The sequence below is a fragment of the Chthoniobacterales bacterium genome, assembly GCA_039930045.1.
Taxonomy (GTDB): Bacteria; Verrucomicrobiota; Verrucomicrobiia; order Chthoniobacterales; family DASVRZ01; genus DASVRZ01.
In genome coordinates this window covers 83,486-109,477 of record JBDSQB010000014.1, presented here as the reverse complement: position 1 = coordinate 109,477, position 25,992 = coordinate 83,486, and the positions used below count along the sequence as shown (strand labels likewise).

Below are 25,992 nucleotides of genomic sequence, written 5' to 3'. Positions count from 1 at the left end.
ATGAAGATGTAGGGAGGGAACGGCCCGTTGGCGAGGTTTTCCCTCTATTTTCCCTCAACGACTTTACCGGGCGCCAGAGCCCATGAAGACGGCGGGGATGGTTTTTAGAAGGATTTTGAAGTCGAGCCAGAGAGACCAGTTGTCGATGTAAGCGAGATCGAGCCGCACCCAGTCGTGGAAATTTTGCACCTCGTTGCGGCCGGAAATCTGCCAGAGACAGGTCAGACCTGGCTTTACGCTCAATCGGCGGCGATGCGCGGCCGTTTCAAATCGGGCGACCTCATACAAGGGCAGCGGACGCGGCCCGACCAAGCTCATGTCGCCCATCAGGACGTTCAGAAGCTGGGGCAACTCATCTAGGCTGTACTTGCGCAAAAACCGCCCGAGCGGCGTGATCCGCGGGTCCTGATCCATCTTGAAAACGGGGCCGCTCATTTGATTCATCGCCTCGAGTTCCGCCTTGCGCTGCTCTGCGTCGGAATACATCGAGCGAAATTTATACATCGCAAACGGCGCCCCGTGCCGCCCACCGCGCATCTGCCGGAAAATCACCACTCCGGGCGAGGTCAGCCGCACCGCCAGTGCAATGAGCAGCAGCAACGGCGTAAGCACGATGATCCCTAGCAAGGCACCCAAAAAATCCACAAACGCCTTCATGATCAACGCCCACGAAAGATCGGGCGTCGTCCGGAAAACCAGCATCGGCTGTTCGCCAAACAGGTCGAAGGCCGGACGCGCGATCGAGGTTTTGATGAAATTCGCCAGCAGCCACGCCTCCACACCTTCGGCTTCGCAGGCCATGATGGCCTCCTCGATGCGGTTCATGTGAACGTGGCCGCCCGCGAAGAGGACGCGCCCCACAGAATGACGATGCAGGCTCTCGACGAGGTCGCTAATGGGTTGTTTTTCGATGTCGATTTGCTCGACGACTTCGATTCGCGCCGCTTGCTCCGGGGCAAATCGCTCCATGAGTTGCTTCATGTCGTAAGGCACGCCGACGAGGAGGATTTTTTCGCGATATCTCCCCTCCTCGCTGCCGCCTTTCAGCTTTCTAACAATGAACGCCCGCTTCGCCAGCAAGAGGATCGTTCCGATGACTCCAAAACCCAGAAACACCGCGCGGCTCGGCACTTCTAGGTGGAAAAAAATCACGCACCCCGCCACCAAGACCGCCATCCAGAGGCCGGCCCGCGCAATCTCGCTCATGGCATGGCCGATGTTCTTCTGTAGCAGCCGCCGGTAGTAGCCTTGGGTCTCGAGCAGCAGCGGGCCAAAGGGCATGATCAGCACGATCAGCCAGAGAAATTGCCGAAACGGCGGGATCGGATAAATATCGAAATACAGCGTCGCCCAATAGCGCAGCCAATGGGCCAGCCAGAGCGACAAAACCAGGATGCCAGCGTCGCTCAGCTGGTTCATCTGTAGATTGATTTCTTGTCGGCGTCCGGTCATGGTGGGGGCTTATCTATACTGCGAAAGCGGGAAATAAACACTACCATGCCCGACGATAGTTCAAGCCTTTTCCGGAATAGACATCCTCACGTCGTCGCCACCATCAGCAGCGCGGCGGGCTGGACCAAGGCCGAAAAAATCATTCCCGGCTCCGACTTGGCTCCCGATTTACTGGAAGTCCGCGCTGATTTATTGCCGGAAAACATCATCGATCTTTCCCGGCTTCCGCTGCCCGTCATTCTCACCGTGCGCCATCCGTCCGAGGGCGGGCGCGGTCCGGCGGACGCGGCGAGTCGCATCGCAATCTACCAGCGCCATTGGAAAAACGCCGTCGCCATTGATATCGAACTCGCCTCTGTGCCGGAGCTTTCCTCACTCATCTCAGAAGCAAGAAAAATGGGACTCGCCTGTATTTTTTCGCATCACGATTTCACCGACACTCCGTCGCTGACCGAGCTTCGGGCAATGACGCAAATCGCCGCCCACTTAGGTGCGAATCTTTTCAAAGTCGCCACCACCACCGACGACGTCGCGCAGCTTTCCACTCTGCTCGCTTGGGTCGAGTCTGAGTCCCGTCTCCCGCTCGCCGCGATGGGCATGGGCCGGCTCGGCAAAATCTCCCGCCCGCTCCTCGCGCAGATCGGATCGCAACTCAACTACGGCTACCTCGACGCCCCCGTCGTGCCCGGTCAATGGCCCGCCAGCGAACTCCGCCGCGTGATCGATTCCCTGCCCTAGTTTTGCCGCTCATCCTGCTCCCGCTCATCGCGTCGCTCGGCTACGCATTGGCCAGCCTCGGGCTGAAACGCTGCCTCGATTACGGCATCGGCCCGTGGCGCACGACGTTCGTGGTCAACGTCATGGCCGGGCTGCTTTTTCTCCCGATGCTGGCGTGGGGCAAACACTGGCCGGGCTGGGAAAATATTCACCAACCGCTGCTGGCGGGACTGGGATTTTTCATCGGGCAAATCTTCACTTTCCGAGCCATCGCTCGTGGCGACGTCTCCATCGTGACGCCCGTTCTCGGGTTGAAATCCATGCTCATCGCGGTGATTTGCGCCGTGATTTTGCGGGAAAATATTCCGCCCGGCTGGTGGCTGGCCTCGGCTTTGAGCGTCATCGCCGTCGCACTGCTCGCAGATCGGACTCCGACTCGAATCAAAGCTGTCCAGGCCACGGTGTTGCTCGCATTCATCAGCGCCTCAGCTTTCTCCGTCACCGACGTCATGGTCCAACGTTGGACGCCAATTTGGAGCGCCGGTTTTTTTATTCCGATCATGTTCGCCACAGTGGCGCTGCTCTCGTTCACGCTCATTCCGATCTTTAATCATCCGCTGCACCAAATCCCGCGCGATGGCTGGAAATGGCTCCTCGGCGGCTCATTCCTGCTCTGCGCCCAGGCGCTCGTCATGGCCTGCGCCATCGGCATTTATGGCCATGCGACTGCCATTAATATCGTTTATAGCTGCCGCGGCGTCTGGACGATTGCGCTCGTCTGGATCGTCGGTCATTGGTTCGGAAATGACGAACGCCATGTCGGAAAAGTCATCCTCATTCGCCGCCTGATCGGAGCCGTGCTGCTCGTGGCGGCGATCGCGTTGCTCTAGGATTCCAGCGGTTTGCGCCAGTTGCCGAAAACCACTTCCGAACGCACCCAATTCAGATAGGCGGGCGAGCCATCGAGCACGTCCAAGAAAATGCATTCCGCGACCTGAGCCGGATGCAACTCGATCAGTCGCTGCTGAAATTTCCCTCGGTGAATGGTGGTGGTTTTGAAAATCGCCACGATTTCCGTCTCCTCGACGATCTGGCCTTCCCAGCGATAGATCGATTGTGCGCCGGGCAGCAAATTCACGCAGGCCGCGAGGTGTTCCTCGACCAAAGTTCGGGAAATCGTTCGCGCCGTTTCCATGTCTGGGAACGTGGCCAAAGCCACGACGACTCCGCTCATAAAACCCTAACTCGCCAGCGAAACCGCCGCCGGCTGACGGCAAATCCATCCGCCGCCGATGCAGACGTCGCCTTGGTAAAACACTGCCGCCTGACCGGGCGTGACGGCTTTTTGCGGCTCGTGCAAGACGACGCGGGCCGTGCCATCGCCGTTCGGATAAACGGTCGCGTCCGCACCAGGATGCGCGTAACGGATTTTCACATTCACCTCGATGGGCTCGGTGATTTCGCCCCGGCTGACCCAGTTCACGCGATCCAGCTCAAACTCGGATGCGACCAAGTCCTCCGCCTCGCCGACGATCACGCTGTTCGTCTCGGGATCGATATCGATCACGTAGATCGGACGCGGCGAGCCGCCGGGAAGCCCCTTGCGCTGGCCGATGGTAAACATCTCGATGCCCTCGTGTTCGGCGATGAAATTTCCCGCCTTGTCGTAGATGCCTCCGCGATGAAACCCCTTCTCGCCCAAATGACTGCGCAGGAAGGCTTTGTAATCATTCCCCGGCACAAAACAAATCTCCTGGCTGTCCACTTTGTCGGCCACGCGCAGACCGAGCTGCCGGGCGATGGCGCGAATCTCCGGCTTCGACATTCCGCCGAGCGGCGTGAGCGCGTGGGAGAGCTGGTCCTGGTTCAGGCTGAAGAGAAAATACGACTGGTCCTTCTTCGGATCGGCGCCTTTTCGCAGGACGGCGCGGTCGGCATTGTGCTCAATGATCGTATAATGGCCGGTCGCAATGTAATCGCAGCCGAGCGCCTTAGCCTTGGTCCAGAGATTGCCAAATTTCAGCTTCTCATTGCACATCACACACGGATTTGGCGTGCGGCCAGCCTGATATTCGCTGGAAAAATAATCGATCACGAGCTGCTCAAACTGGTTCGATTCATCGACGACATAATGCGGAATTCCCAGCGCGTGCGCCACGCCCCGTGCGTCCGCAATCGCCGACGGTCCGCAGCATTTATCCTCGGCGCGCGACATGCAATCCTGCGGCCAGACTTTCATGGTCACGCCGATGACTTCGTAGCCTTGTTCCTTGAGCAAATGGCCGCAGACGGAGCTATCCACTCCGCCACTCATGCCTAATAGAACGCGCTTTTTTTCCATATCGAACGGCCAGATTAGCACAAAAACTGAGTCGAGTCACATGCGACTCTCTCCGGGGATTTCAGGGCGCGGCCAGATATTTTTTGATCGTCACACTGCTTTCACTGCCCGGAAAACGCGCGATAAACTGCCGCGCGACCTCGTCGGCCTTCGCTGGATTTTTCATGACTTCGGAATACAAACTCGCCTGGTTATAAAGGCTGTGCTCGTGATTGGCGCCCTGTTTTTGAGCGAGTTGATACTGCTCCAGGGCAGCTTCAGGCCGATTGGAAAAACGATAGCAATTTCCCAGGTCCGTCCGCACATCGGGATTGTCGAATCCAGCGGTGAGCGCCTTTTCATAAGCGGCAATCGCCTCGCTCCAGCGCTGGTGATCGTAGAGCCAATTGGCCGATTCCAGCACGCCAGCGGGCGGCGTTTCGGCGGGTGCCACCATCGGAGTTACAGCCGTATGAGGCTGGAAAACGGGCTCGGGCGGCTTCTGCCCGGTGAGCAGCCAGACCATGATGCCGCCGGTCAAAGCCGAGGATAAAACTGCCACGCCGACAGAGACGAGCACGAGTTTTTTTGGAGTCCAGCCGTCCTGCATCGACTAGCTGGCGAGCAGAACCACGCCGCAAACCGCGATCGCTCCACCCGCGAAACGCACCAGCGACACTTTTCCCAGTCGAACGACCGCGAGACCAAAGCCAATGCCGATCACATGGAGCAGCGCCGTGGAAAACAGGAAACCGAGATTGTAAGTCAGCGCCGAAACATTCATGGGAGTTTCAATCGTATGGGCGTAACCGTGGAAAACCGCAAAAACGCCCACGACCACCGCGCTCAACCACAGTGGCAGCCTCACTGCGGCCGCCACCAGCAGGCCGAGCACCAGCACCGAGGTCAGGATGCCCGTTTCCACCTGCGGAAGATGCACACCGCTCATTCCCAGCAACCCGCCACCCAGCATCATCGTCACAAAAGCCAGCGGCACCATCCAGACGGCTCGACCGCCTCGTTGCGCTGCCCACAGGCCGACGGCGATCATCGCGCAAATGTGGTCGAGCCCAGTCAGCGGATGCGCCACACCGTGGGCAAACCCAGCGGCATGAAACCCCGGATGTGCCTGCGCGAGAACGGGCAGGAAAAGCAGCGAAAGAACGAGAAGCCGTGGCGTGGTGCGAGTGTGCATGGGATTTTTTCTAGGTTCCATTCGAGTTACGGTCAAGTCTGGGGAATCGGACTGGTAAATGAGGGGTTGATCTTCGCTGCGGGCTCCGCAAAGGATAGCCGGATGCAAACTGTTGGAATCGGATATGACGTTCACCGCCTCGTCGAAGGGCGCCGCCTCGTCCTCGGCGGCGTGGAAATACCCTACGCGCTCGGGCTCGAGGGGCACTCGGACGCGGATGTGCTTTGCCACGCCATCGCCGACGCCATCCTCGGAGCTGCCGGAATGCGCGACATCGGGCATCATTTTCCTAACACCGACGAATCCATTCGTGGAATCAGCAGCCTGGAAATTCTCAGTCGAGTTCAAGTGTTATTAGCCACGCAACACCGACGGATCATCAACATCGACGCCACCCTCATCGCCGAGGCGCCCAAGATCGCGCCGCATCTCGATGCCATGCAGGAAGCCATTTCCCGCGTCCTTTTTTTGCCCAAGGAACGCATCGGAATCAAGGCCACCACCAACGAAATGCTCGGCTTCCTCGGACGCAAAGAAGGCATCGCCGCCATGGCCGTCGCCAGCGTGGAAACCGTCCCGGAAAAAGCAGAGCCCATCGCCATCGCCTAACATCGCAATGCCGATCCAGTTTACCAACACGCTTTCCCGTTCGCTGGAGACCTTTAGCCCGCTCGATCCGGCGGGAAAAACCGTCCGCATCTACACCTGCGGGCCGACCGTTTACTCCTACGCGCACATCGGAAATTGCCGCGCCTACGTTTTCGAGGATCTGCTCCAGCGCCATCTGGAGAATCGCGGCTACGACGTTCTCCGCGTCCTGAATATGACCGATGTGGACGATAAAACGATCCGCAACTCCCGCGCCGCCGGTGTGCCGCTGGCTGATTTCACCGCCGTCTATAAACAAGCCTTCCTCGAAGATCTCGCCACGCTCAACATCGAGCCCGCGACTTACAATCCCTCCGCCACCGAGCCGCGCTACATCGCGAAAATGATCGAGATGATCGGCGAGCTTCTAGCCAAAGGAATCGCCTATCAAGCGGATGATCGCTCCATTTATTTTCGGCTCTCCAAGTTTCCTAACTACGGAAAACTAGCTCATCTCAACCTCGAAGAACTGCGTCCAACAGGTCGCATCCAGAACGACGAGTACGAGAAAGAAAGCATCGGAGATTTCGCCCTCTGGAAAGCTTGGGACGCCGAGGACGGCGACGTGAAATGGGAGAGCCCGTGGGGTCCCGGACGACCCGGCTGGCACATCGAATGCAGCGCGATGGCGATCTCATTGCTGGGACCGGAGTTGGATATTCATTGCGGTGGTGTGGACAACATTTTTCCCCATCACGAAGCCGAGATCGCGCAGAGCGAATGCTGCACCGGCCAGACGTTTTCCAAATACTGGATGCACTGCACGCACCTCATGGTCGAGGGCCAAAAGATGTCGAAGTCCGCCGGAAATTTCTACACGCTGCGCGATTTGTTAGAGAAAGGCTGGACCGGCCGCGAGGTTAGATACGCGTTGCTGAGCGTTAACTATCTGCTGCCGCTCAATTTCACTTGCGAAGGACTGGAAGCCGCCCGCAAAACGCTCCAGCGCATTGACAACTGGGTGCGCCGCGTGGAGGAACTAGCCATCGCTCCCGCCGACGAAACGATCTGGAAAAACGCAGTCGAGTTCCATTCGACTCTGGACCACGACCTGAACATTTCCGGTGCACTTGGGCATCTCTTCGTGCTCATTAACGAGAGCAACGCCCGGATGGACGCCGGCCAACTAACATCGTCAGCCGCCGCGAGTTTGCTGCAAGCCTGGGAGTCGATGAACCGGGTTCTAGCCATTACGAAACCCAGCGACGAGCTGCCGCAAGAGATCGCCGAGCTGTTAGCAGAACGCAATGCGGCTCGACTGGAAAAAAACTGGCCCGAAAGCGACCGACTGCGCGACCTCATTCAATCCAAAGGCTGGGCCGTGAAAGATTCCAAGGCGGGAACCAAGCTCACCAAGTTATGAAGGTGTCATCCATCTTCGGGAGCGCACAAACATGAACTTCCCTCCCACTGACTTTCTCGATCTCGCCCAGACGGCTCATTCGGAACTCTTCGCCGGATTGGAAAATTCCTGGCTGGTGCTGCCGCTGATTGCGCCCTATCTCATGACTAACCTCGTGCCGCAGAATGACGCTGATTGCATTGGAACTCCGTTTGTTAGCTCTCAGGCCCGCATCGGCAAAGGCACCACGATCGGTCACGGGGCGGCCATTATCGGACCCGCCTGGATCGGCGAGAACTGCGAGATTCGCCCCGGCTGCTACATTCGCGAAAACGTCATTGTCGGTGACAATGTGGTGCTGGGAAATTCCTGCGAGTTTAAGAACTGCATCATCTTCAACGGCGCGCAGATCCCTCATTTTTCCTACGTCGGTGACTCCATTGTCGGCTACAAGGCGCACCTCGCGGCGGGTGTGATTCTTTCTAACATGCGACTGGATCAGAGGCCGGTTTCCATCGCGACTAACCATGGCGTGATCGATACACAACTCCGCAAGTTTGGCGCGGTCATTGGTGACCATGCCGAGATCGGCTGCAATGCCGTGCTCAGTCCTGGCTCAATCATCGGACGCCGCAGCCTGATCTATCCCGGCACGCAATGGCGCGGGGTTCTACCGGCGGACTCCATCGCGCGGCTGCGTCAGCAGATCGACGTGATCGCACGCCGCAGCTAACTATTGCTTGTTAATCGCCGTCTGGACTTCGGCCTTCGATTTCTCGATGTAGTCCGTGCTGAAAATATTTAACTCGCCCGTCGTGTTGTCGTAGATCGCAAAGGCTTGTCCGTCGGAACGCTGCCAGGTCTTCGCGCCCTCGCCGGAGACTTCCTCCCAGTGATTGCCGGCCGCGCTGGCGTTGAGCAGTTTCGTCTGCACTTCGGTGGGGATCTTTAAACTGGTTAGCGAGTTGAACGTAATGACCGCCGCCTTGTTTTCGACGAAGAGAATTTTAATGGTTAGTCCGTCGTGCTTGTAGAAGCGCACGTCGCTCGTCTGGTCGGTCGGCGAGACCGGTTTGCCATAGATAGCATCGCAGTCCTGCACCGAGGAAAACATCTGCGCGGGAGCAACGGAGAGCCAAGCGATGTTGGCGAGCAGAAGCAGGGAAGGGAGGCGCATGAAGGAATGGTGTCGCGTCGAGGAACGCAGGTGCAGTTAGTCAGAAATTTCACTGACCGCCAAGCGAAATAAACCGGGACGGTTTATTAGCAGAGTCCGTCGCACTCGGGCCGTGGATCGCGGGCGAGCAGGCGGCGCATCGCCTCGGCGGGGCGGGCGTCCTCATAGAGAATGGAAAAAATCTCGTCCACGATCGGCGTTTCGATGTTGGCCGCGCGGGCGCATTGATGGCCGCTGCGCGTAGTCGGCACGCCTTCGGCAATCATTTTTGTGGAACTGGAAATCGTGGCCAGCGTCTCGCCCCGTGCGATGCGTTCGCCGAAGCCACGGTTGCGACTGAGACGGCTAAAGCAGGTCACCATGAGATCGCCGATGCCGCTCAAGCCCTGGAAAGTTTCCCTGCGTCCGCCGAGGGAAATACCGAGGCGCACCATCTCGGCGAGCGCGCGGGTGACGAGCGCCGCCTTGGTGTTGTCGCCCATGCCGAGGCCGTCGGAGACGCCGGCGGCGAGGGCGAAAATGTTTTTCAGAGCACCACCTAACTCGATTCCGGCCACGTCGTCGCTCGTGTAGGCGCGGAAGGCGCAGCCGCTCAGGGCGTCCTGCAACTCGACCGCGACGTCATGGTTCTCCGACCCGAGCACGACGCAAGTCGGACGTTGCCGCGCTACTTCCTCGGCGTGCGACGGACCGGAAAGAACCGCGATGGGGTTGCTGGGAAAATACTCGCCGACGATCTGCGTCATGCGTTTTCCGGAGTCAAATTCGATTCCCTTCGTGCAGCTCGCGAGAATGCTCGTCCTGGCAAATCCCACCTCCGCCATTTGACTAACAATGCCGCGCAACGCGACGCTCGGCAATACTAGCAAAACGATCTCCGCGTCCGCGCAATCGGCGAATTCGTGGGTGGGCCGAATCAAGTCGGGCAACGGCGTGCCCGGGAGATAGGTCGTGTTCTCGCGGTCGCGGCGGAGTTGCGCGGTAAATTCCTCGCCCCTCGCCCAGAGCGCGACTTCGTGTCCCTCGCGTGCTAGTACTAGCGCGAGAGCGGTGCCCCAGCTTCCGGCTCCGATGACGGCGGTTTTCATTTCTCGGCTTTCACTTTCTTGGCGAAGCGGGTTTCCGTGCCGTTGAGCAGACGGGCGATGTTAGTTTTGTGCCGGAGCACCACCAGCAGGCAGACGGTGAGGCCGAATACTAACAGGGGAGTTCCATGGCTATTGCCGCGCACCACGAGGAGCCAGACGCAGATCGGGATCGACACCGCCGCTGCCAGCGAGGCGACGGACACATAGCGCGTGCTATAGAAGAAAATCAGCCAGACCGCGAGCACGATCAGGAGAATCGGCGGCGGAAACAAGGTTAGCAAAATGCCCGCCGTCGTCGCCACGCCCTTGCCGCCCTTGAAGCCGAGCCACGGCGTATAGCTATGACCAAAGATGCAACTGATTCCCCCTATAATCTCACCGAGCTGATCTGGTGAAGGTGCCAGCCATCTTCCTAACAAAACGGCTCCGATTCCCTTCAGCGCATCGAGCGCGAACACGGTGTAACCCGGCCCTTTTCCCAGCACGCGCAGGACGTTGGTGGCGCCGATGTTTTTGCTGCCGTGCTCGCGGATGTCGATGCCCTTCGCCTTGGCCACAAGGAATCCGTTCGGAATGGATCCTAACAAAAACGCGCTAACAGCGGTGACGATGAGTGGGACGGCTAACATGGCGGGCGAAAGAATCATCCAGTTTCCCGACTACCGCAAGAAGCGCAGGACGAGCGTCCGCACACTCACAGAGAAGTCCACCGTGCTGCGCAGACTCTCGCGCAGATAGTCGTGCAACCCGACATGCGGCGACGCGACGATGAGAAACGTGGCTAGCAACAGGAGGTTCATCAAGTAGATCACGACCAGCGAAAAAAACGTCCCGTGCTCGGTTAGATCCGACTGACCTTTCGGAATCATCCAAAGCGTAAAGGTTAGATGAAACCCCCAGGTCATTCCGATCAGGGCGAAGAGGTATTCGTGGTAGTTGTGGATCGGATGAAAGAGCGAGACCGCGCCCCAGACGGCGATGGTTAGCAGGCTGTAGATCGGGAAGAAATACGGCGCGAGCGCGATGAGGAAATTGCTCTTGTCCGTGATGATGTGCCCGCCCTCGCTGGTCGCCTCGAAGTGGCTCACGCGACCGCCCATGATCCAGACCCAGACGGCGTGCGTCAGCTCGTGGCCATAGACATAGACCAGCAATGGCTTCGGCAACCCCAGAAACGCGATCATCCACAAGACCACGCCCAACCCAAAGAACCAGAACTCCTCCGTGGCCCAGAAACGATGCTGCAGGGTGGCCGCCGAGAAGCAGTTAAAAAACGCCTCGGTCGCGATCCAGGCGATGGGCAGGAGAAAGAGCGCGATGACGAATTTCAACCAGCGCGACGGAATCGTCAGCGGCGCGCGCTGTTCCAGAGCGATGGAACTCCGCAACAACGTGGATTTCTCCCGAGGTCGGATCTTGCGTCGTCGATTGCCAGTGGCCATGTGCGTGAGGAGAGTAGGAAATCCGCAAGGAAAGTCAAAGCCGGCGAATGTTTCAATCACGCTGGCCGCACATTTCGCTTGCCGTTTTCCTCTTTACCTGAAAATAAATTTCCCGCTTCTTCATTCCTCCGGGCAGGTCGTTCGGGGAGTGGGAAGGTAACCAATCAAACTCAGGCCGTTTCCACATTATGAACCTAGACATCAGCACCAGCATCGACTTCGTCAAAGACCGCACTGCCAAGACCGCCGCCGTTCAGGCCACTCTCGCCGCCCTGCCAACGGGTGCCTGGGTTTGGCCGTTGAAAACCGTAGCCGAATGGGCTGCGGACGATGAGAACCTCGACGGTGCCAAGCCCGGTTCCCTCGCGCAAGTGGCCACTGTCGCAGGCACGGAAAAACAACAGACTTTCTCCGCGCTCGACACCCGCTACAAAACGCTGCACGCCCGCACTTTGCAGGCTGTGGGCGTGATGCGTTCCCGCGCGCTGGCCGACTCCACCCTGCGTCCCGTGGTGGATGAACTCAGCGCCCGTGGCGACTCCAACCGCGCCATCGAGGAGGAGGGCGAGGAGTTGCTGGCCGCGTGGTCGCTGGAGTTCGGCGAAGACTTCGTGCCTGCCGACGGCAACACCTATCTTGCTTTCAAAGAGCTGTTTGAGGGCTCGGCCACTGTGCCGACGTTGCGCAAATTGAAAAGCGATTACAAGGAAGCCCGCACCCGCGCCCGCCGTGCCGAGGGTCTGTATAACGCCCTCATCAACCGGCTCGAAAACGAGTGCATCCAGTGGTATGCCGAGGCCTGCGCCGTCTTCCCCGAGGGCACGACGAACGGCGACCTCATTCGCGGCCAGATTCCCACCGTTTACAACCCGCCGACTGCTGCGCCTGCCGCAGGGACCGGCACCCCGGCGGCTCCCGCCAACAATCCTCCGGCGTAAACCAACGACCCAGAGCCGGATGCAACTTCCGAAGGTAGGGACGAGTCGCCGACTCGTCCGCAGGAAGGGACAACGGACATGCGGGCCGCATGTCCCTACCCGTCGTTCGGACGCGATTCGACGCCTCAGAATCGACTGCAACTCCGCTGGGATTCCAAAAAACGGCCTTGGGAGCGTGAAAAACGACATCGGACAGGCGAAAACAGCCCTGTTTTCTGTTTCAACGCCCCTGATTTCACCTCCGACAGCCCTGTTTGAGCCAGAAACGCTCCTGATTCGGCGTTTTAGGCCGTAGGAGCCCTTCCCAACTCCGTAGGAGCCCCGGCAATGTCCGTAGGAGGCCTGGCCACACCCGTAGGAGAGGTTCCCAAGGCTGTAGGAGCCCCACCCAGGACCGTAGGAGAGCCTCCCAACTCCGTAGGAGCCCCCACCAAGTCCGTAGGAGGCCCGCCGAACCCTGTAGGAGCACCGCCCAGACCCGTAGGAGGCAGACCGAAGGCCGTAGGAATTTTGCCGAAGCGTTCCCCACCTTATCCGACATTCGATTCGATTTAAGATGCAGCGCGAGGATTCGTTTTATATGGTGTGCCGTCTCGTCCCATGGAACTGCTTCTGACTAAAAATTTTGCTGAGTTCTTCGCAGGAATCGGTCTTGTGAGAATGGGTCTGGAGAGGTGCGGGTGGCAAATCGCTTTTGCCAATGACATGGATGAGGACAAATGGCAGATGTATCGGGACCATTTCGGCGACGCAGGGGAGTTTGGTCGGTAGGAATAATACGTCTCTGTGACTATGCTGATCATTCCACAAAGCATCGCAAAGAGAGAGAAATCGATTCTCGCTGGTCTCTATCTGGCAAAATACGACGTTGCCGGTCTGAAATCTCTCGGCTTCGAGAACTTCACAGAGGCATTTAATGTGATTGGGTATGGACTTGGCGGCAGGCCGGCATCCATCAAAAATTATCGCGATGAATTCGATCCTTTTTTTCCGAACCCCCGTGCAGGATGGCACAAAAGACCTATACGTGACTATTGCCTCAAAGTGCTCAGGCAATATGAAAATCTCGATTACGAATCCTTCACTGGCTTAGTCCAGTCGTTCTTCGGATACGACGAAAATGTTCTTAGCAACTTGTCGTATAGTGAGGAAGAAGCCGATGGTGATTCTCAATTTGCGAAACGACTTATCACAGGTTTAGCGGCAGAGAATTATTTCGAAGCGATTCAACCAAAGATCCCAGAATTCAATGGCTACCGAGTTGAGAACACTTCTCGGCTTGGCTGCGGATATGATTTCCGTTTGCGTGACAATTCGGCAGACTTCTTGGCTGTCGAGGTGAAAGGATTGAAGGAACGAAATGGAAGCTTGTACATGACGCCTAAAGAACACGATCTAGCTGCAGCTCTTGGCCCTCGTTTCTTCTTATTCGTCGTGAAGAATTTTAGGGAAACTCCATTTCACGAGATTTATCAGAATCCCATTTCGTCTAGCCTGCAATTCGCTAAGAAGGAAAGAGCCATCATTCAAGTGTCATGGTTAACTTCGGTATAAAAAATACGATGCAGTTAACTAGAACGAGATTTTCTTTGTCAAACGAGGAGCAAGGATCGATTGATGCACTAGGCGGCATTGAAAGAGTTGTAGAGATTGCTGACGGCATTCTGAAGGAACATGGAATCAATCGTTCTTTATTCTCGGCTCACGAGAGGCAAGACCTTCGCCTGCGATCACGTGTCATTTTTGAATTCGACAGTGGCAAATCTCTTCGGGCTAACATTGACGACTTATTGCAGCAGGCCCAGGAAGTTCAGGCAAATGCAGGAGGTACAAACTATGTCGGAGCAATGCTGCAGCATCTCGTGGGTGCCAAGTTGGATTTAGTAATGGGAGCAGGGAAACTCAAGCACCACGGCGCTTCTGTGGCGGATCATTCGACTGAGCGCAAAGGTGACTTCCAAGTGGAGGAGGTCGCCATTCATGTCACGACTCACCCAAGTGAAGCTCTTGTTAGGAAATGTGCTGCGAATCTAAAGGCGGGGTTGAAACCCCTAATTATCAGCATCGGAGACGGGGTCAGCGGGGCGGCGTTTCTTTTGAAGAATTCTGATCTAGCTGACAGAGTGGACGTGCTGGACGCAGGGCAATTTCTGACTGCCAATGTCTATGAGCGTAGCTTCTTCAAAGCCGCCGAATGCAAGGTGACTCTATCAAAGCTCCTGGCCCGATATAATGAGATTGTTGCTAGCTGCGAGACCGATCCGACTCTGTTAGTACGGATGCCCGGCTTGTCATAATCCCACTACCAAAGAGCTCTAAGGCTCTCCTCACTTGTGAGGGCTTACGCCCGGCCCATGTAGTGGCCGTTGCGGGTGTCGATTTTGATGAGTTCGCCTTCTTTGATGAAGAGGGGGACGTTGACGACTTTGCCGGTCTCTAATGTCGCGGGTTTTTGGACGTTGCTCGCGGTGTCGCCGCGGACGCCTTCGGCGCTTTCGACGACGCGGATGTTGACGCTGGCGGGCATTTCGACCTGGACGGGTTTGTCTTCGACGAAGAGGACTTCGACCTGGAGGTTTTCGATGAGGTAGTCTTTGGTGTCGGCGAGGAGTTCGCCGGAAAGAGTGACGGTGTCGTAGGTGGCGGGGTCGATGAAGACGAAGTCGCTGCCGTCTTTATAGGAATACTCGAGTTGCTGGCGGCTGACGTCGATGAGTTCGATCTTGTCGGTGGAGCCGAAGCGGACGTCAGCGCTTTTGCCGGTGCCGATGTAGCGGATGATGGCCTGGACGAAGGCGCGGAGGTTGCCCGGGGTGCGGTGCATGACTTCGAGGACGATGGCGACGTTGCCGTTGTAACGGATGGCTTGTCCTTTGCGGAGGTCGTTGGCTGCTGGCATAAAGTGGGTGGAGTTAGGGTGAAATGTTAGGGATTAAAGGAGTTTGAACTTAGCGAGGTCTTGCGAATCCACAATCCCAATCGGCTGGCCGGCGGGGTCGAGGACGACGAGGTCGTCGATGTTGTGGGTTTCGAGGATTTCGAGGACGGCGACGGCGAGTTTTTCGGAGGAAATCGTGATGGGACTGGCAGTCATATAACGCTCGACGGGGTGGGCGCCGAGGGTGGGGTCGGTCTCGAAATGGCGCGCAAAATCGCCGTGGGTGAAGATGCCAGCGAGGGTGCCGTCGGGTTCGGTGACGACGGCGGCGCCACTACGGCGGGCGCGCATTTCGTGGAGGACCTGGCGAATGGTGGTGGTGCGTTCGACGAGGGCGAGGCGTTCGCGGCCGCGCATGATGTCGGTGACTTTGAGCAGGAGGCGGCGTCCGAGGTTGCCGCCGGGGTGGAATTTGGCGAAGTCAGCCGGAGTGAAGCCGCGGGCTTCGAGCAGGACCATCGCGAGCGCGTCGCCGAGGACGAGCATGACGGTGGTGCTGGAGGTGGGCGCGAGCTGGAGCGGGCAGGCTTCTTGTTCGACGGAGGCGTCGAGGTGGACGGCGGAGTTTTTTGCGAGGAGCGATTGGGCGTTGCCGGTGATGGAGACGATCTCGACGGAGAAACGCCGCAAGGCGGGAAGGAGGCCGACTATTTCCTCCGTCTCGCCGGATGCGGAGAGGATGAGGATGACGTCGCCATCGGAGACGACGCCGAGGTCCCCGTGGATGGCGTTGACGGAATGGAGCACGACGGAGAGGGAGCCGGTGCTGGTGAGGGTGGCGGAGATTTTTTCGGCGATGTGGCCGGATTTGCCGACGCCGATGACAACGATTTTTTTGCCGGCGGCGGTGGCTTTTTGAAAAAGCCCGAGCGCAGCGACAAACGACTCGTCGAGCCGCGCCTCGAGGCGTTGCAATTCGGCGATCTCGATCTGCAACACGCGCCGCGCCTGACTGAGGAAGGTCTGGGGGGCGTTGGCTGGGTGACTCATGGCTGGGTTTGGGATTGGAGAGCCTACATGGACGAAATGCCCGGAGTCACTTGGAAAAAATTACTTGATTCAACGAGAGAGACCGCTATAAGTCCACTCCCGCATTTTAAGAATACGCCCTAACTCAAATCTATGTCTTCTATCGAACTAATGACCGAGCTGCTCGAAGCCGGAGTCCACTTTGGCCATCAAACCAAGCGTTGGAATCCCAAGATGAAGCCATTCATTTACGAAAAACGTAATGCCATTTACGTCATCGACCTCGGCCAGACGGTTCGCCAGCTCGATGCAGCGACTCAATTTCTCTCGGACGTGGCCGCTCGTGGCGGCAAAATCCTTTTCATCGGCTGCAAAAAGCAGGCTCAGGAAGCGATCAAGGAAGCGGCTGTTGCCTGCGGCCAATATTATGTGAATCAGCGCTGGCTCGGCGGCACGCTGACCAATTTGCAGACCATTCGCAAAAGCATTGGCCGTTTGAAATACATCGAGACCATCGAAAAGGCTCCCGAATACAACATGATGGGCAAGCAGGAACTCGCCGCCCTCAACCGCGAAGGCGTGAAGCTCGCCCGCAATCTCGACGGCATCCGCGACATGGACAAACTTCCTGACGCGATTGTTATTATCGACACCACCCGCGAAGGCATTGCCGTCGCCGAGGCTCGCCGCTTGAAGATTCCAACCGTGGCCGTGGTCGATACCAACGCCGATCCCGAGTTAATCAATTACCCGATTGCCGGCAACGACGACGCCATTCGTGCGATTCGCATCGTTCTCCAGAAATTGGTCGATGCCATCGTCTCCGGCAGCGGCGCTTCCGCGAAGAAGGAGCAGGCTGCTCTTTCCGGCGTCGCCGAATAACGTCTTTTTCTCCAGCTTTTCGTAGCTGGAGTTGCTGCCCCGGGTTCCACAAAAATCCGGGGCAAACCATTTTAACACTTCACCCTAACTCCCAATGTCAGCCGTCGAAATCAATTCCCAACTCGTCAAACAACTCCGCGACAAAACCAACGCGGGCATGATGGATTGCAAGCGCGCCCTCACCGAGGCGAATGGCGATCTGGAGCAGGCCGAGGTCGTTCTCCGCAAGAAAGGTCTCTCACAGGCCGGCAAAAAAACCGGTCGCGCCGCCAAGGAAGGCATCGTCGCCTCTTACATTCACATGCAGGGCAAAGTCGGCGTGCTCGTTGAGATCAACTGCGAGACCGATTTCGTCGCCAAGAACGACACTTTCCGCGATTTCGTGAAGGACATTACGTTGCACATCGCCGCCGCCAGCCCGAGCTATGTCACTCGCGAGCAAGTGCCTGCCGACTTGATCGCCAAGGAGCGCGACATCGCCGCCAGCCAGGTGAAAGGCAAGCCCGAGAACATCATCGAGAAGATCGTTGATGGTAAAATCGAGAAATTCTACAGCACGATTTGCCTGGTCGATCAGGCATTCATCAAGAACCCCGACCAGACGATTGGCGATTACGTGAAAACGAAGATCGTCGAGCTGGGCGAAAACATCGTTCTTCGTCGATTCACCCGCTACACCGTGGGTGAAGATTTGGGTGAAACTCCCGTGGAAGCGGCCGAATAAGCCTCATTTCACTCTCACTCCCATTGAAAAAGAGCCGCGACCAAATATCGCGGCTCTTTTTTGTAGGCGTCCTTCTATTTTTGCTGATGAGCACGCCCGCAGCCGATTTGCCAAAGGCCGACCACATTCTCGTGGAAAAGGCGAAGCGGACTTTGAGTCTAATGCGCGGTGGAAAAGTGCTGAAGACGTATCAGGTCGCGCTCGGGCCGAACCCGGTTGGTCCCAAGGAAAAAGAAGGCGACGGCAAGACGCCGGAGGGCGTTTACCGGATCGACTGGCGCAATCCGCAGAGTCAATACCATCTCTCGCTGCACATTTCCTACCCGGATGAAAAAGATGTCACTCGCGCCAAAAAGCAGGGCGTCTCACCCGGCGGCGACATCATGATCCACGGTCTGCCCAACGGCATGGGAGCGCTCGGTGCGGCCCATCGGTTGACGAATTGGACCGTCGGCTGCATCGCCGTGACCAATGAGGAAATTCAGGAAATCTGGAACGCCGTCCCCGATGGGACTTCCATCGAAATCAGGCCGTAGCCAGACTTAGAACGAAGCCCGTGCTCCGAAGGCGACGTAGGGGGCGCCTTTGACGCGATACTCGGTGTCGATGTCGTCGTAGCGGAAGTTACGCTCGAAGGACCAACCGGCGGTGAGGCTCAAGTCGAGTGGTTTCCAGCCGCGATACGTCGCGCCAACTCCCGCGCGGATGTCGTAGTAATCGAGGTGTTTATCGGGGTAATTCTGCTCGTTTTTCGCAGTCGTGTAGGTGCCGCCGGTCAGTTCACCGCCAAAGCTGATCGTGAGATCGGAATTGGGCGTGTATTCAACTTTGGGTGCGGTGGCGATGGCGCGGACTTTCCATTGGTCGTTGATAGTCCAGATGAGGCCGCCGGAGGGCAGAATTTGATACATGCTCCACTCGTTGTAGCGCGCGCCGACGACTGCCACGAGGCTCGGTGTCAGCCGATAACTGACGTAGCCGGTGATGGGAACATTAAAGTCGTCGCTATTGATCTCGCTGCCATAAATTCCCGGGCTGGCGTAGAGCGTGAGGGCCACTTCGCCCTCGGCGTGGTATTCGACGCCGATGTCGGCACCGACTTTGTGCAGCGTCGTGGGCACAGGCGCGAGAGAAGTGCCGAAATCGTAGCGATCGTAGAATGCATTCACCGTAAAATACGTCGCTGGGCGAAAAGGAACACTGACGCCAACCTGAGCATTGGCGTGGTAGGCATCCTGGTCGCCCGCGGGCCGGTAACGGAAATCGCCAGAGCCGACGTAATCAGTCCCGAAACGGAAATTGATCTGGGTGCGATCTGGAGTCACGGTAGAAACTTCGATGGATTTCCCATCATTCAGCGGAGCGGGACCGGCGAAAGCGGCGGTCGAAAGGAGCAGGGTGAAAAGTGAGGCGAGTTTCATAAGATTCTAGGCTAACGGCTGTGGGGTTGGCGGTGAATGTATTTTGGTGAATACGATCTAACTCGCGTGGGCGGCGGCGCGCTGTCGGTTGAGCCAGACTTTGCAGGCGCTTTTCATGCGGGTGAGAATGTAATAGACGGTCTGACTGCGGACGCGGACGAGTTCGCCACCGACGAGTTTGGGCACGAAATCGCTTTCGACGTCAAGGATTTCCTGCGCGGGAACGCCTTCCAGACCTTTGCAAAGAATGGCCGTCATGGCTTTGGTCAGCGTCTGGACTTGCGGCCCGAGGCTGATGCGAAAGTGTGCGCCCTGATGTTCATCGACACGGAGGAAAACGCCCACGGTGTCGGTGCATTCCTCGTCCTTGCGAACGTCTTCGAGATCGAATATCTCGCCTTCATGCGGAGCCTGATTTTTCGCCTGGTCGGCGTAGGAAATGAGGGCGTCCACCTTTTCCTCATCGGGCAAATACTCGAAAAGCTCGACGATTTCAGTGAGTTTGGGCGGGTAATGGCTCACGAGGATTCGAGTTAGATTCCTCTCACGATCGGCGAGCCGACGCGATTGCCCCATTCGGTCCAGGAGCCGTCGTAGTTGCGGACTTTTTCGTAGCCGAGCAAATAGGTGAGCACGAACCAGGTGTGACTCGACCGTTCGCCGATCCGGCAGTAGGCGATGATGTCGTCATCGGACTTTAAGCCGACTCCTTCGGTGTAAATTTTGGTGAGTTCCTCGGCGGATTTGAAGGTGCCGTCGTCATTGGCGGCGGTTTTCCAGGGAATGCTGTTGGCACCGGGAATGTGGCCGCCGCGCAGGACGCCTTCCTGCGGATACTCGGGCATGTGGGTGATGTCGCCCTTGAATTCGCCGGGCGAGCGGACGTCGATCAGGGGCAAATGATTTTTGCTATGGCCTAGGGCGTCCTCGTAGAAGGCGCGAATTTCCTGGTCGAGCCGCTTGGCGGGTACAGGGTAATTCGTCGGAGCGTGAGCTGGTTTTTCGCGGGTGAGGTCGCGGCCTTCGGCGATCCATTTGTCGCGGCCGCCGTTGAGGACTTTCACTTTTTCATGGCCGAAAAGACGGAAGGCCCAGAGCGCGTAGGTGGCCCACCAGTTGGATTTGTCTCCGTAGAAAACGACTGTCGTCTCGGGCGTGATGCCGTTTTTTGAGGCGACTTCGGCAAATTTCTCCGGGGAAATGTAGTCGCGGATGAGATTGTCCTGCAGGTCGCTACGCCAGTCGATGTGGACCGCGCCAGGAATGTGGCCAGTGGCATAAAGGAGCACGTCCTCGTTGCTTTCCACGATGCGAATGCTCGGGTCGGTGAGGTGCGCAGCCAGCCAATCGGTGCTGACAAGGGCTTCGGGATGGGCGTATTCGGTGGACATAAAATTGAGGAGCTAAATGGGTGGCGGGCCAATAATAAGGTCGGCGAAAGAACGGAGCAAGCGCGGCGGATGGATTTCCTTTAGCTTTTCATCGTCGCCAGCACGATGGCCCCGCCCACAGCCACGAAAGCGCCAGCGATGGAGAGTGCGCCGGGTTTTTCCTCTCCCATGAAGTATTGCAGGAGCATAACGATGACCGGGCTGGTTGCGACAATGGCCAAAACGATGGCGCTCGGGGTGGTGGAGAGGGCGAATTGGTAGAAGCCGACGCCGATCGACGGACCGACGAGGCCGTTGATCAGAATGTAATGCCAGCCGCGGCGAAGCTGGCCAGTTTCAGGGGCGAGAAAGCCTATCCTGCCGCCGCGCTTGAGGCTGAGGATCAAAATCGCGGTGATGAGGAAGCCACCGAGCATGCGCTGAAAGGCCGCTGTGCCACCGTCAATGGGCGTGGCGGCGGCGAGGTTGATCCAATTGGCCTTGCGACTCAGGACAGCGCCGGTCCCCTGCCCCAACGCGGAGAGAACCCCGAAACCGACTCCGCTCCAGAAGAAGCGATGAACCGGGGTTTTGCCACTGGGAAACAGCGCGACGGCGACTCCGATCAGTATGACAGCCCCGCAAATTCCCTCGGGAAAAGAAATTTTTTGCTTTAGCCAGACCCATTCGACCAATCCCGCCACCGGACCGGCCAGGCACTGGGTGAGCAAAAGTGACAGCCGCGGCCCGATTCTCGGCAGGGCTCCAAACAAAGCCATGTCGCCAAAGCCAAACCCGATGCAGCCGCTGAACATCAGCCAGTAAATGCCAGCTCCATGTAATCCTTTCCCAAACGTAAACGCCCACAGTCCCAGCATCGCCAGCGCGACGATCACGCGGCCCAGATTGGCCGTGGTGGAGCCAAAAACCCGCGCGGAACGACTACCGAAGATGGCCGACAAGGCAAAAAGAAATGCTGTGAGAATGGCAGGACCCATTTTGGCGAGGCAATCTGTCGGACATTGTCTCGAAAAGCACTAAAGTACTTGCTAAAAGCGTTTTCACCGGCAGAATACTCCGAAATACAAGCGGGTATAGCTTAGTGGTAAAGTTCTAGTCTTCCAAACTAGCCATGCGGGTTCGATTCCCGCTACCCGCTCCAAAACTCAGTTCACTCAGTCCGGCACTCATTCCACGATCCCCCATTTCTCACCTGCCATTATGAACATCACATCTCGTCCGTTCGCTAAAGTTCTTTATTCTTTCCTAGCTGTTTTGACTTTGAGCCTGATGGCGACATCGCTCCAAGCCGCCACTGGAGACGAGTTGCTAGTGGCCGCGCTTCCCGCCTCGGCGATGAACAAAAGCGTCATCAAAGACGATGTGATTCTGCGGGCCGTTTACAAATCCGTGGGCGAACACAAGAAACAAGCTCCTGAAATCGTCTGCGCCGCCATGTCCCGCACACGCGGTCTGGCCATTCACAAAGAAATCGTCCGCACCGCGATCACCGCATTGGGCGATCCAAAGACAGCTCCCCGCGACCTCATTGTCGCGATCGTCCATTCGGCGGTCACCTGCTCCACTTGCTCAACGGCTGAGAACCGCCGCGATGGCCGTAACAGAAATGATGTTGATGATCGTCGTGGGGAATATGGCTTCAACTGCGATTGCGCCGCGGCCTTCACTCGCGTGGCCATCGAAGCTCTCGGCACTGATCCATCGCAGAGGCTTGTCACCGACATTGTCACCGATGTCATTCGTACTCTGAACGGCCGTTGCGCCGATCGAATCGTGAGCGCCGCGTCTGAGGCGGCTCCCCAATTTGCCAGCGCCATTGCCGAAGCCGGTGCCAGTGCCGGCGGCAACGACACCAGCGCACCCTCTGACGAAGTGGTCTTCAGCCCAACCGGCCGTCCAGTTCCAGCTCCCTTCGTCTTCCCGCCAGCAACCAACGGCGGCATTGTCCCCGACACGACCCCGGTGAACTAATCGGCAAGTCAGATCTTTATCAGAAAAGGCGCAGATTCAATTCTGCGCCTTTTTTCTTGGCTCACGCCGCAGGACTTTAAGTAGTATCAGCCAGCCCGCTGTGCAGGCGCTAACGATTCCCGGCCAGCCAAACCACTGGGGAAAATATCGCATTTCCACTGTGGTTGCGGAGTCCAATTTAGGGAGCCGGAGGACCTGACTTCCATCCGAACCTTTCTGAACCGGGATCCAATTCCCTGACGCCACGCGATAGCGCCAGCCAGAGTTCCAGTTTTCCAAGATATGAATCTGAGTCGTATGTGGCCCGACTGGAAGCAGCCGATGATTCTCAGTTTGCAGACTCGGCTCAATGGTCACTGGCGAAGTCACACCTTCTGCCCACGCTGAATAATACGGCTGGGCGGATGGATTTCGCCAAAGACTGCGCCCCTCTTCCATAAAGATGAAACTCCAGCCCAAGGGAGCGGCTTGGTCTGCGGGCAGTAAAACATGAGTCACCCCGATCTCACTGAGCACTTCGGGACTCGTCACAAACTGGCGGTTTTGCCAGATGCGTGGTGGCATGATACTTTCGTAACCCGTGAGCACCGGAATGCCACGAGGCATGAGTGAATTGGGCGGCAGCAGCAGTTTGGAAATATACGCACCTGATAAATAAAGCGGCCCGACCTCTGCTTGATAGAGCAACTGGCCCGGCCTCACCTCCTGCGAGAGTCTGTCCACGAGTTTGGAATATGGCAGAAGATTTGCAGGCGTGGCCGGCATCGGGCTCCAAGTGGTCCAATCCATGAAAAAGAGACTGACTTCCATCGCGATGATCATTCCCAGCAACCAGCGAAGATGGTTTAAGCGGCTCCATTTTTGCACGAGTGCCAGCGTGATCAGCGCCGAGGCCACCCAGGGGATTTTGGTTCCACTCCAAATGACCGATTCTAGGAGAAACCGCCGGGTGCGGTCAGCAGTCCAATCGGTGAAAATCCCGAATTGGCTGCCGGTGGAGGCATGGAGAACGGCTGGCAGAATCCGGCGGTAAATCTGCTCGCCATAACTGGCGATGCCGATACTGGCAGCGAGCCAGAGAAGCACAGCGATGCCGGCTATTTTCCAACTCCAGCGGGAGAATTTTCCATCCGACCTGTCATTTTCCAGAAAACAGCAGAAGCTCCAGACGCCGCCTAAAACGCTCAGAAGAATCACACGATGATAGAGCGGACCGACTAGTGGAGTGAGCGGAATGACCCAGCCGGCGATCATCAGAAGTCGCGGTGTGAGCGGCGTTTTTTTCCAGAAAATGGCCAGCACGGCGATCAAAGTCGGGCCAAAACCAAACCAGCCGAGATCGATCAGACTCATCTGGCCGAGTTTCCAAAGATCCAAGGTGCTGACCCGGCCCAGAACCCACGGGAAGATGGTCATGGGATAGCTCACCAGGTTAAGAAACGGCTGTCGCCACCCTCCGGCATACCCGAGTTGCCCGCGCAGATTGCCAAGCTGAAGGTTTTGCCAAAAGGCACCAGTCGCTGGAATAAGGTAAAATGCCGCCAGCCCAAGACCGGCAACAAACCAGAGCGTGAGCCGCAGGAGTTGGATTCTTCTCAGCGGCGCGTCGTACCCCTCGATGACCAGACCCAGCGCGATGATTCCATACGCCAGTGAGATAAAAGCGGCGTGTTGCAGCGTGCCTCCACAAAACGCCAGAGACAGAAAAATGGCGGGACTCACGTTCATTTTCTTCGATCTGACCGCACGATCCAGCGACCACAACACCCACGGCAGCCAGCAGAACGCACTTAGCGCCCAGCGGTGATAGATCCAGATGACGAATTGCGCATTTCCCATCCAAGCCATGGCTCCTGCCCAGGCCGCTGGCGCGCTGGCTCCGCGCTGCCTTAGAAAATAGAGCATCCCGCAACCCGCTATGAGAAATTGCCCCGCCAAACCCAAGTGCCAGGCCGTCCAGAATGGCAGCCCGCGATGCAGTTGCATGGTCCAATCGCTGAACAGCCCCATGGTGTTTGCGTCTTGGGGAAATCCTTGAAAAGTGAGCGAGCACCACCCGATGTATCCATCCTCGCGGTAGCTTTTTTCAGCAAACAATCGGTATGGCAGATACTGAGTGACAGCGTCCGTGACGAAGTGATTATGTACGGCGGGACTGTCGGAAACCTTTGCCCACGGCTGCATTACACCGCCCGGCAAATCCAATGGAGCCAGCACCCGTCCGCCAAGCCACCAAGGTGAAAACCAGATGGTAACCACGAGGGTGAGTAATAAAATTCCCAGTCGAGTCTGAAGCCGTTCGCTGGCAAGGTTTGGAGTGAAATCCTGCATAGCGGCTGGCGATGTCTTCGCCGGTTTAAGGAAAAGCGTCGAGATTATTCTCCGGTTTAGGCGGGCTACTGAAAGCATTAACGGCGCTTGAGAAGACTTGTGATCGCCATGTAATCTTCCCCGCCATGTCCACGTCTTCCACCCAGATCGCCGCCGTCGTGGTGACGTTTCGACGCGACCCGGAGCTGGTGCGGCTTTTACAATCGCTGGAGGCTTCCACGCGGCAGCCGACTTTGATTGTTATCGTCGATAACGCGGCCAGCGCGGCCACGGAAACCGTCGTCGCGGAGTCATCCCTGAACACGTTTTACATGGCCTCACCGGATAACCCGGGACCAGGTACTGGTTGGAAGCGCGGGATGCAGGCCGCCCTCGTCCGGCTGCCCGGCACCACCCATTTTCTGGTTCTCGACGACGATGTCGTTCTTCCCGTGGAAGCCATCGAAAAACTAGTCCAAGCCTCCGCCAAGGCGGTGATCACCTGCCCAATGCTATTGGACTCAAATGCAAAAATTTGGGCGTTTCCAGAGCCGAAGAAGGTCCAATTGCGGAAAAAAATCCGCCAAGTCCAGAGCGCGTCCGATTCGACCCAACTCCTTGGGAAAGAGCCACTTCCATTCGTCTGGTGCACGGGTGCCTGTCTACTGGTGCGGCGCGACGCAGTGGATGCCGCAGGCTTTTATCGCACCGATTTCTGGATGCTGGGGGAGGACTTGGAATATTCCATGCGGCTGGCGGCATTTGGCGGCGGTCTGTTTTTGCCCGATGTCTTTGTCATTCATTTGCCTCCGATCGCGACAGAGCCAGCAGCGGCTTCCCACCGGAAGAAATTCGACTCACTGCTGCAAAATCTGGCTTATCTTTCCTTTCATCATCCGAGCAGCGACCACTTAATGTCCTACCTTCCCGGCAATGCGCGGCGGTATTTCCGAACTTTTGGGTGGAATCTCGCCTCCCTCACACGAATAGTCGTCTGTCTCTGGAAAGGTGCCATCAGCGGCAAGCCCGCCGGCGTCAAATAATCTCATGCTTCCTCTCTTTCCGTC

General features: G+C 57.4%; 30 protein-coding genes and 1 tRNA gene. 15 read left to right on the top strand and 16 right to left on the bottom strand.

Annotated elements, in window-relative coordinates; genetic code table 11:
* Positions 1-63: 63 nt before the first annotated feature.
* Entirely contained in the window at positions 64-1,419 is a 1,356-nt protein-coding gene (locus tag ABIT76_10845; protein ID MEO7933643.1) for a sugar transferase, read from the bottom strand.
* A gap of 78 nt (positions 1,420-1,497) precedes the next feature.
* Here ABIT76_10845 and ABIT76_10840 point away from each other — a divergent pair, with 78 nt between their 5' ends.
* Positions 1,498-2,190 (top strand): type I 3-dehydroquinate dehydratase, encoded by a 693-nt coding sequence (locus ABIT76_10840; GenBank protein MEO7933642.1) that lies wholly within the window; start codon positions 1,498-1,500, stop codon positions 2,188-2,190.
* Between the two features lie 2 nt (positions 2,191-2,192).
* Positions 2,193-3,059 carry a DMT family transporter gene (locus ABIT76_10835; protein ID MEO7933641.1) on the top strand — a complete coding sequence of 289 codons (867 nt, stop codon included), beginning with the start codon at positions 2,193-2,195 and terminating at the stop codon, positions 3,057-3,059.
* On the opposite strand, the gene cutA is transcribed toward ABIT76_10835, so the two are convergent.
* From cutA to ABIT76_10815, 4 genes are all read right to left on the bottom strand, one after another.
* Positions 3,056-3,403: a divalent-cation tolerance protein CutA gene (gene cutA, locus ABIT76_10830; protein ID MEO7933640.1), complete on the bottom strand. Its 348-nt coding sequence runs from the start codon at positions 3,401-3,403 to the stop codon at positions 3,056-3,058. The genes ABIT76_10835 and cutA overlap by 4 nt on opposite strands.
* Positions 3,404-3,409: 6 nt before the next feature.
* The gene (gene mnmA, locus ABIT76_10825) at positions 3,410-4,510 is read right to left on the bottom strand and encodes a tRNA 2-thiouridine(34) synthase MnmA (protein MEO7933639.1); all 1,101 of its coding nucleotides are present in this window, start codon (positions 4,508-4,510) and stop codon (positions 3,410-3,412) included.
* Positions 4,511-4,571: 61 nt separating this feature from the next.
* The gene (locus tag ABIT76_10820; GenBank protein ID MEO7933638.1) at positions 4,572-5,099 is read right to left on the bottom strand and encodes a tetratricopeptide repeat protein; all 528 of its coding nucleotides are present in this window, start codon (positions 5,097-5,099) and stop codon (positions 4,572-4,574) included.
* Between the two features lie 3 nt (positions 5,100-5,102).
* Positions 5,103-5,684, bottom strand: coding sequence for a HupE/UreJ family protein (locus ABIT76_10815; GenBank protein ID MEO7933637.1), 582 nt, complete (start codon positions 5,682-5,684; stop codon positions 5,103-5,105).
* A gap of 102 nt (positions 5,685-5,786) precedes the next feature.
* Here ABIT76_10815 and ispF point away from each other — a divergent pair, with 102 nt between their 5' ends.
* The 3 genes from ispF to ABIT76_10800 are packed head-to-tail and all read left to right on the top strand — an operon-like array spanning position 5,787 to position 8,407.
* Positions 5,787-6,293 carry a 2-C-methyl-D-erythritol 2,4-cyclodiphosphate synthase gene (gene ispF, locus ABIT76_10810; GenBank protein ID MEO7933636.1) on the top strand — a complete coding sequence of 169 codons (507 nt, stop codon included), beginning with the start codon at positions 5,787-5,789 and terminating at the stop codon, positions 6,291-6,293.
* A gap of 7 nt (positions 6,294-6,300) precedes the next feature.
* Complete coding sequence (gene cysS, locus ABIT76_10805; GenBank protein ID MEO7933635.1) at positions 6,301-7,695, top strand: cysteine--tRNA ligase; 1,395 nt, start codon at positions 6,301-6,303, stop codon at positions 7,693-7,695.
* 31 nt (positions 7,696-7,726) lie between these two features.
* Positions 7,727-8,407, top strand: coding sequence for a UDP-N-acetylglucosamine diphosphorylase (locus ABIT76_10800; GenBank protein MEO7933634.1), 681 nt, complete (start codon positions 7,727-7,729; stop codon positions 8,405-8,407).
* Here the strand turns inward: ABIT76_10800 and ABIT76_10795 are convergent, their stop codons facing one another.
* From ABIT76_10795 to ABIT76_10780, 4 genes are all read right to left on the bottom strand, one after another.
* Positions 8,408-8,851, bottom strand: a complete 444-nt coding sequence (locus ABIT76_10795) for a hypothetical protein (GenBank protein MEO7933633.1) — start codon at positions 8,849-8,851, stop codon at positions 8,408-8,410. It lies immediately after the preceding gene.
* Between the two features lie 86 nt (positions 8,852-8,937).
* Positions 8,938-9,939 (bottom strand): NAD(P)H-dependent glycerol-3-phosphate dehydrogenase, encoded by a 1,002-nt coding sequence (locus ABIT76_10790; protein MEO7933632.1) that lies wholly within the window; start codon positions 9,937-9,939, stop codon positions 8,938-8,940.
* Positions 9,936-10,568 (bottom strand): glycerol-3-phosphate 1-O-acyltransferase PlsY, encoded by a 633-nt coding sequence (plsY, locus tag ABIT76_10785; protein ID MEO7933631.1) that lies wholly within the window; start codon positions 10,566-10,568, stop codon positions 9,936-9,938. The genes ABIT76_10790 and plsY overlap by 4 nt, the downstream gene beginning before the upstream one ends.
* 30 nt (positions 10,569-10,598) lie before the next feature.
* Positions 10,599-11,381 (bottom strand): hypothetical protein, encoded by a 783-nt coding sequence (locus ABIT76_10780; GenBank protein MEO7933630.1) that lies wholly within the window; start codon positions 11,379-11,381, stop codon positions 10,599-10,601.
* Between the two features lie 188 nt (positions 11,382-11,569).
* On the opposite strand from ABIT76_10780, the gene ABIT76_10775 reads away from it, so the two are divergent.
* From ABIT76_10775 to ABIT76_10760, 4 genes are all read left to right on the top strand, one after another.
* Positions 11,570-12,319, top strand: a complete 750-nt coding sequence (locus tag ABIT76_10775; GenBank protein ID MEO7933629.1) for a hypothetical protein — start codon at positions 11,570-11,572, stop codon at positions 12,317-12,319.
* Positions 12,320-12,919: 600 nt separating this feature from the next.
* Positions 12,920-13,090, top strand: coding sequence for a DNA cytosine methyltransferase (locus ABIT76_10770; GenBank protein ID MEO7933628.1), 171 nt, complete (start codon positions 12,920-12,922; stop codon positions 13,088-13,090).
* Positions 13,091-13,111: 21 nt separating this feature from the next.
* Positions 13,112-13,873 carry a DUF3883 domain-containing protein gene (locus tag ABIT76_10765; protein ID MEO7933627.1) on the top strand — a complete coding sequence of 254 codons (762 nt, stop codon included), beginning with the start codon at positions 13,112-13,114 and terminating at the stop codon, positions 13,871-13,873.
* Positions 13,855-14,616 carry a DUF4928 family protein gene (locus ABIT76_10760; GenBank protein MEO7933626.1) on the top strand — a complete coding sequence of 254 codons (762 nt, stop codon included), beginning with the start codon at positions 13,855-13,857 and terminating at the stop codon, positions 14,614-14,616. The genes ABIT76_10765 and ABIT76_10760 overlap by 19 nt, the downstream gene beginning before the upstream one ends.
* 44 nt (positions 14,617-14,660) lie before the next feature.
* On the opposite strand, the gene efp is transcribed toward ABIT76_10760, so the two are convergent.
* Positions 14,661-15,218 (bottom strand): elongation factor P, encoded by a 558-nt coding sequence (gene efp / locus ABIT76_10755; protein ID MEO7933625.1) that lies wholly within the window; start codon positions 15,216-15,218, stop codon positions 14,661-14,663.
* Positions 15,219-15,251: 33 nt separating this feature from the next.
* A complete protein-coding gene (locus tag ABIT76_10750; GenBank protein MEO7933624.1) occupies positions 15,252-16,247 on the bottom strand; it encodes a KpsF/GutQ family sugar-phosphate isomerase in 996 nt (331 codons plus the stop codon).
* A gap of 132 nt (positions 16,248-16,379) precedes the next feature.
* Here ABIT76_10750 and rpsB point away from each other — a divergent pair, with 132 nt between their 5' ends.
* The 3 genes from rpsB to ABIT76_10735 all read left to right on the top strand — a co-directional run bounded on the left by rpsB (position 16,380) and on the right by ABIT76_10735 (position 18,368).
* A complete protein-coding gene (gene rpsB, locus ABIT76_10745; GenBank protein ID MEO7933623.1) occupies positions 16,380-17,108 on the top strand; it encodes a 30S ribosomal protein S2 in 729 nt (242 codons plus the stop codon).
* 94 nt (positions 17,109-17,202) lie between these two features.
* Positions 17,203-17,832: a translation elongation factor Ts gene (tsf, locus tag ABIT76_10740; protein MEO7933622.1), complete on the top strand. Its 630-nt coding sequence runs from the start codon at positions 17,203-17,205 to the stop codon at positions 17,830-17,832.
* A gap of 86 nt (positions 17,833-17,918) precedes the next feature.
* The gene (locus ABIT76_10735) at positions 17,919-18,368 is read left to right on the top strand and encodes a L,D-transpeptidase family protein (protein ID MEO7933621.1); all 450 of its coding nucleotides are present in this window, start codon (positions 17,919-17,921) and stop codon (positions 18,366-18,368) included.
* A 6-nt stretch (positions 18,369-18,374) separates the two neighbouring features.
* Here ABIT76_10735 and ABIT76_10730 read toward each other — a convergent pair whose 3' ends face one another.
* The 4 genes from ABIT76_10730 to ABIT76_10715 all read right to left on the bottom strand — a co-directional run bounded on the left by ABIT76_10730 (position 18,375) and on the right by ABIT76_10715 (position 21,621).
* Complete coding sequence (locus ABIT76_10730; GenBank protein ID MEO7933620.1) at positions 18,375-19,253, bottom strand: DUF6268 family outer membrane beta-barrel protein; 879 nt, start codon at positions 19,251-19,253, stop codon at positions 18,375-18,377.
* Positions 19,254-19,310: 57 nt separating this feature from the next.
* On the bottom strand, positions 19,311-19,775 hold the full coding sequence (locus ABIT76_10725) for a SufE family protein (protein MEO7933619.1): 465 nt from the start codon (positions 19,773-19,775) through the stop codon (positions 19,311-19,313).
* An 11-nt stretch (positions 19,776-19,786) separates the two neighbouring features.
* Positions 19,787-20,644, bottom strand: a complete 858-nt coding sequence (locus tag ABIT76_10720; GenBank protein MEO7933618.1) for a sulfurtransferase — start codon at positions 20,642-20,644, stop codon at positions 19,787-19,789.
* Positions 20,645-20,724: 80 nt separating this feature from the next.
* Complete coding sequence (locus ABIT76_10715; GenBank protein ID MEO7933617.1) at positions 20,725-21,621, bottom strand: DMT family transporter; 897 nt, start codon at positions 21,619-21,621, stop codon at positions 20,725-20,727.
* Between the two features lie 90 nt (positions 21,622-21,711).
* Between ABIT76_10715 and ABIT76_10710 the strand changes: the two genes are divergently transcribed.
* Positions 21,712-21,785: transfer RNA gene (locus ABIT76_10710), tRNA-Gly, on the top strand.
* 128 nt (positions 21,786-21,913) lie between these two features.
* Entirely contained in the window at positions 21,914-22,615 is a 702-nt protein-coding gene (locus tag ABIT76_10705) for a hypothetical protein (protein MEO7933616.1), read from the top strand.
* 36 nt (positions 22,616-22,651) lie between these two features.
* On the opposite strand, the gene ABIT76_10700 is transcribed toward ABIT76_10705, so the two are convergent.
* Positions 22,652-24,874, bottom strand: a complete 2,223-nt coding sequence (locus tag ABIT76_10700) for a hypothetical protein (protein ID MEO7933615.1) — start codon at positions 24,872-24,874, stop codon at positions 22,652-22,654.
* Positions 24,875-25,071: 197 nt separating this feature from the next.
* Here ABIT76_10700 and ABIT76_10695 point away from each other — a divergent pair, with 197 nt between their 5' ends.
* A complete protein-coding gene (locus ABIT76_10695; GenBank protein MEO7933614.1) occupies positions 25,072-25,968 on the top strand; it encodes a glycosyltransferase family 2 protein in 897 nt (298 codons plus the stop codon).
* Positions 25,969-25,992: the final 24 nt, after the last annotated feature.

Coding starts and splice junctions, on each gene's coding strand:
- ABIT76_10845 (MEO7933643.1), bottom strand. CDS start 1,419: ATGAACCAGCTGAGCGACGCTGGCATCCTGGTTTTGTCGCTCTGGCTG.
- ABIT76_10840 (MEO7933642.1), top strand. CDS start 1,498: ATGCCCGACGATAGTTCAAGCCTTTTCCGGAATAGACATCCTCACGTC.
- cutA (MEO7933640.1), bottom strand. CDS start 3,403: ATGAGCGGAGTCGTCGTGGCTTTGGCCACGTTCCCAGACATGGAAACG.
- mnmA (MEO7933639.1), bottom strand. CDS start 4,510: ATGGAAAAAAAGCGCGTTCTATTAGGCATGAGTGGCGGAGTGGATAGC.
- ABIT76_10820 (MEO7933638.1), bottom strand. CDS start 5,099: ATGCAGGACGGCTGGACTCCAAAAAAACTCGTGCTCGTCTCTGTCGGC.
- ABIT76_10815 (MEO7933637.1), bottom strand. CDS start 5,684: ATGCACACTCGCACCACGCCACGGCTTCTCGTTCTTTCGCTGCTTTTC.
- ispF (MEO7933636.1), top strand. CDS start 5,787: ATGCAAACTGTTGGAATCGGATATGACGTTCACCGCCTCGTCGAAGGG.
- cysS (MEO7933635.1), top strand. CDS start 6,301: ATGCCGATCCAGTTTACCAACACGCTTTCCCGTTCGCTGGAGACCTTT.
- ABIT76_10800 (MEO7933634.1), top strand. CDS start 7,727: ATGAACTTCCCTCCCACTGACTTTCTCGATCTCGCCCAGACGGCTCAT.
- ABIT76_10795 (MEO7933633.1), bottom strand. CDS start 8,851: ATGCGCCTCCCTTCCCTGCTTCTGCTCGCCAACATCGCTTGGCTCTCC.
- ABIT76_10790 (MEO7933632.1), bottom strand. CDS start 9,939: ATGAAAACCGCCGTCATCGGAGCCGGAAGCTGGGGCACCGCTCTCGCG.
- plsY (MEO7933631.1), bottom strand. CDS start 10,568: ATGTTAGCCGTCCCACTCATCGTCACCGCTGTTAGCGCGTTTTTGTTA.
- ABIT76_10780 (MEO7933630.1), bottom strand. CDS start 11,381: ATGGCCACTGGCAATCGACGACGCAAGATCCGACCTCGGGAGAAATCC.
- ABIT76_10775 (MEO7933629.1), top strand. CDS start 11,570: ATGAACCTAGACATCAGCACCAGCATCGACTTCGTCAAAGACCGCACT.
- ABIT76_10770 (MEO7933628.1), top strand. CDS start 12,920: ATGGAACTGCTTCTGACTAAAAATTTTGCTGAGTTCTTCGCAGGAATC.
- ABIT76_10765 (MEO7933627.1), top strand. CDS start 13,112: ATGCTGATCATTCCACAAAGCATCGCAAAGAGAGAGAAATCGATTCTC.
- ABIT76_10760 (MEO7933626.1), top strand. CDS start 13,855: ATGGTTAACTTCGGTATAAAAAATACGATGCAGTTAACTAGAACGAGA.
- efp (MEO7933625.1), bottom strand. CDS start 15,218: ATGCCAGCAGCCAACGACCTCCGCAAAGGACAAGCCATCCGTTACAAC.
- ABIT76_10750 (MEO7933624.1), bottom strand. CDS start 16,247: ATGAGTCACCCAGCCAACGCCCCCCAGACCTTCCTCAGTCAGGCGCGG.
- rpsB (MEO7933623.1), top strand. CDS start 16,380: ATGTCTTCTATCGAACTAATGACCGAGCTGCTCGAAGCCGGAGTCCAC.
- tsf (MEO7933622.1), top strand. CDS start 17,203: ATGTCAGCCGTCGAAATCAATTCCCAACTCGTCAAACAACTCCGCGAC.
- ABIT76_10735 (MEO7933621.1), top strand. CDS start 17,919: ATGAGCACGCCCGCAGCCGATTTGCCAAAGGCCGACCACATTCTCGTG.
- ABIT76_10730 (MEO7933620.1), bottom strand. CDS start 19,253: ATGAAACTCGCCTCACTTTTCACCCTGCTCCTTTCGACCGCCGCTTTC.
- ABIT76_10720 (MEO7933618.1), bottom strand. CDS start 20,644: ATGTCCACCGAATACGCCCATCCCGAAGCCCTTGTCAGCACCGATTGG.
- ABIT76_10715 (MEO7933617.1), bottom strand. CDS start 21,621: ATGGGTCCTGCCATTCTCACAGCATTTCTTTTTGCCTTGTCGGCCATC.
- ABIT76_10705 (MEO7933616.1), top strand. CDS start 21,914: ATGGCGACATCGCTCCAAGCCGCCACTGGAGACGAGTTGCTAGTGGCC.
- ABIT76_10695 (MEO7933614.1), top strand. CDS start 25,072: ATGTCCACGTCTTCCACCCAGATCGCCGCCGTCGTGGTGACGTTTCGA.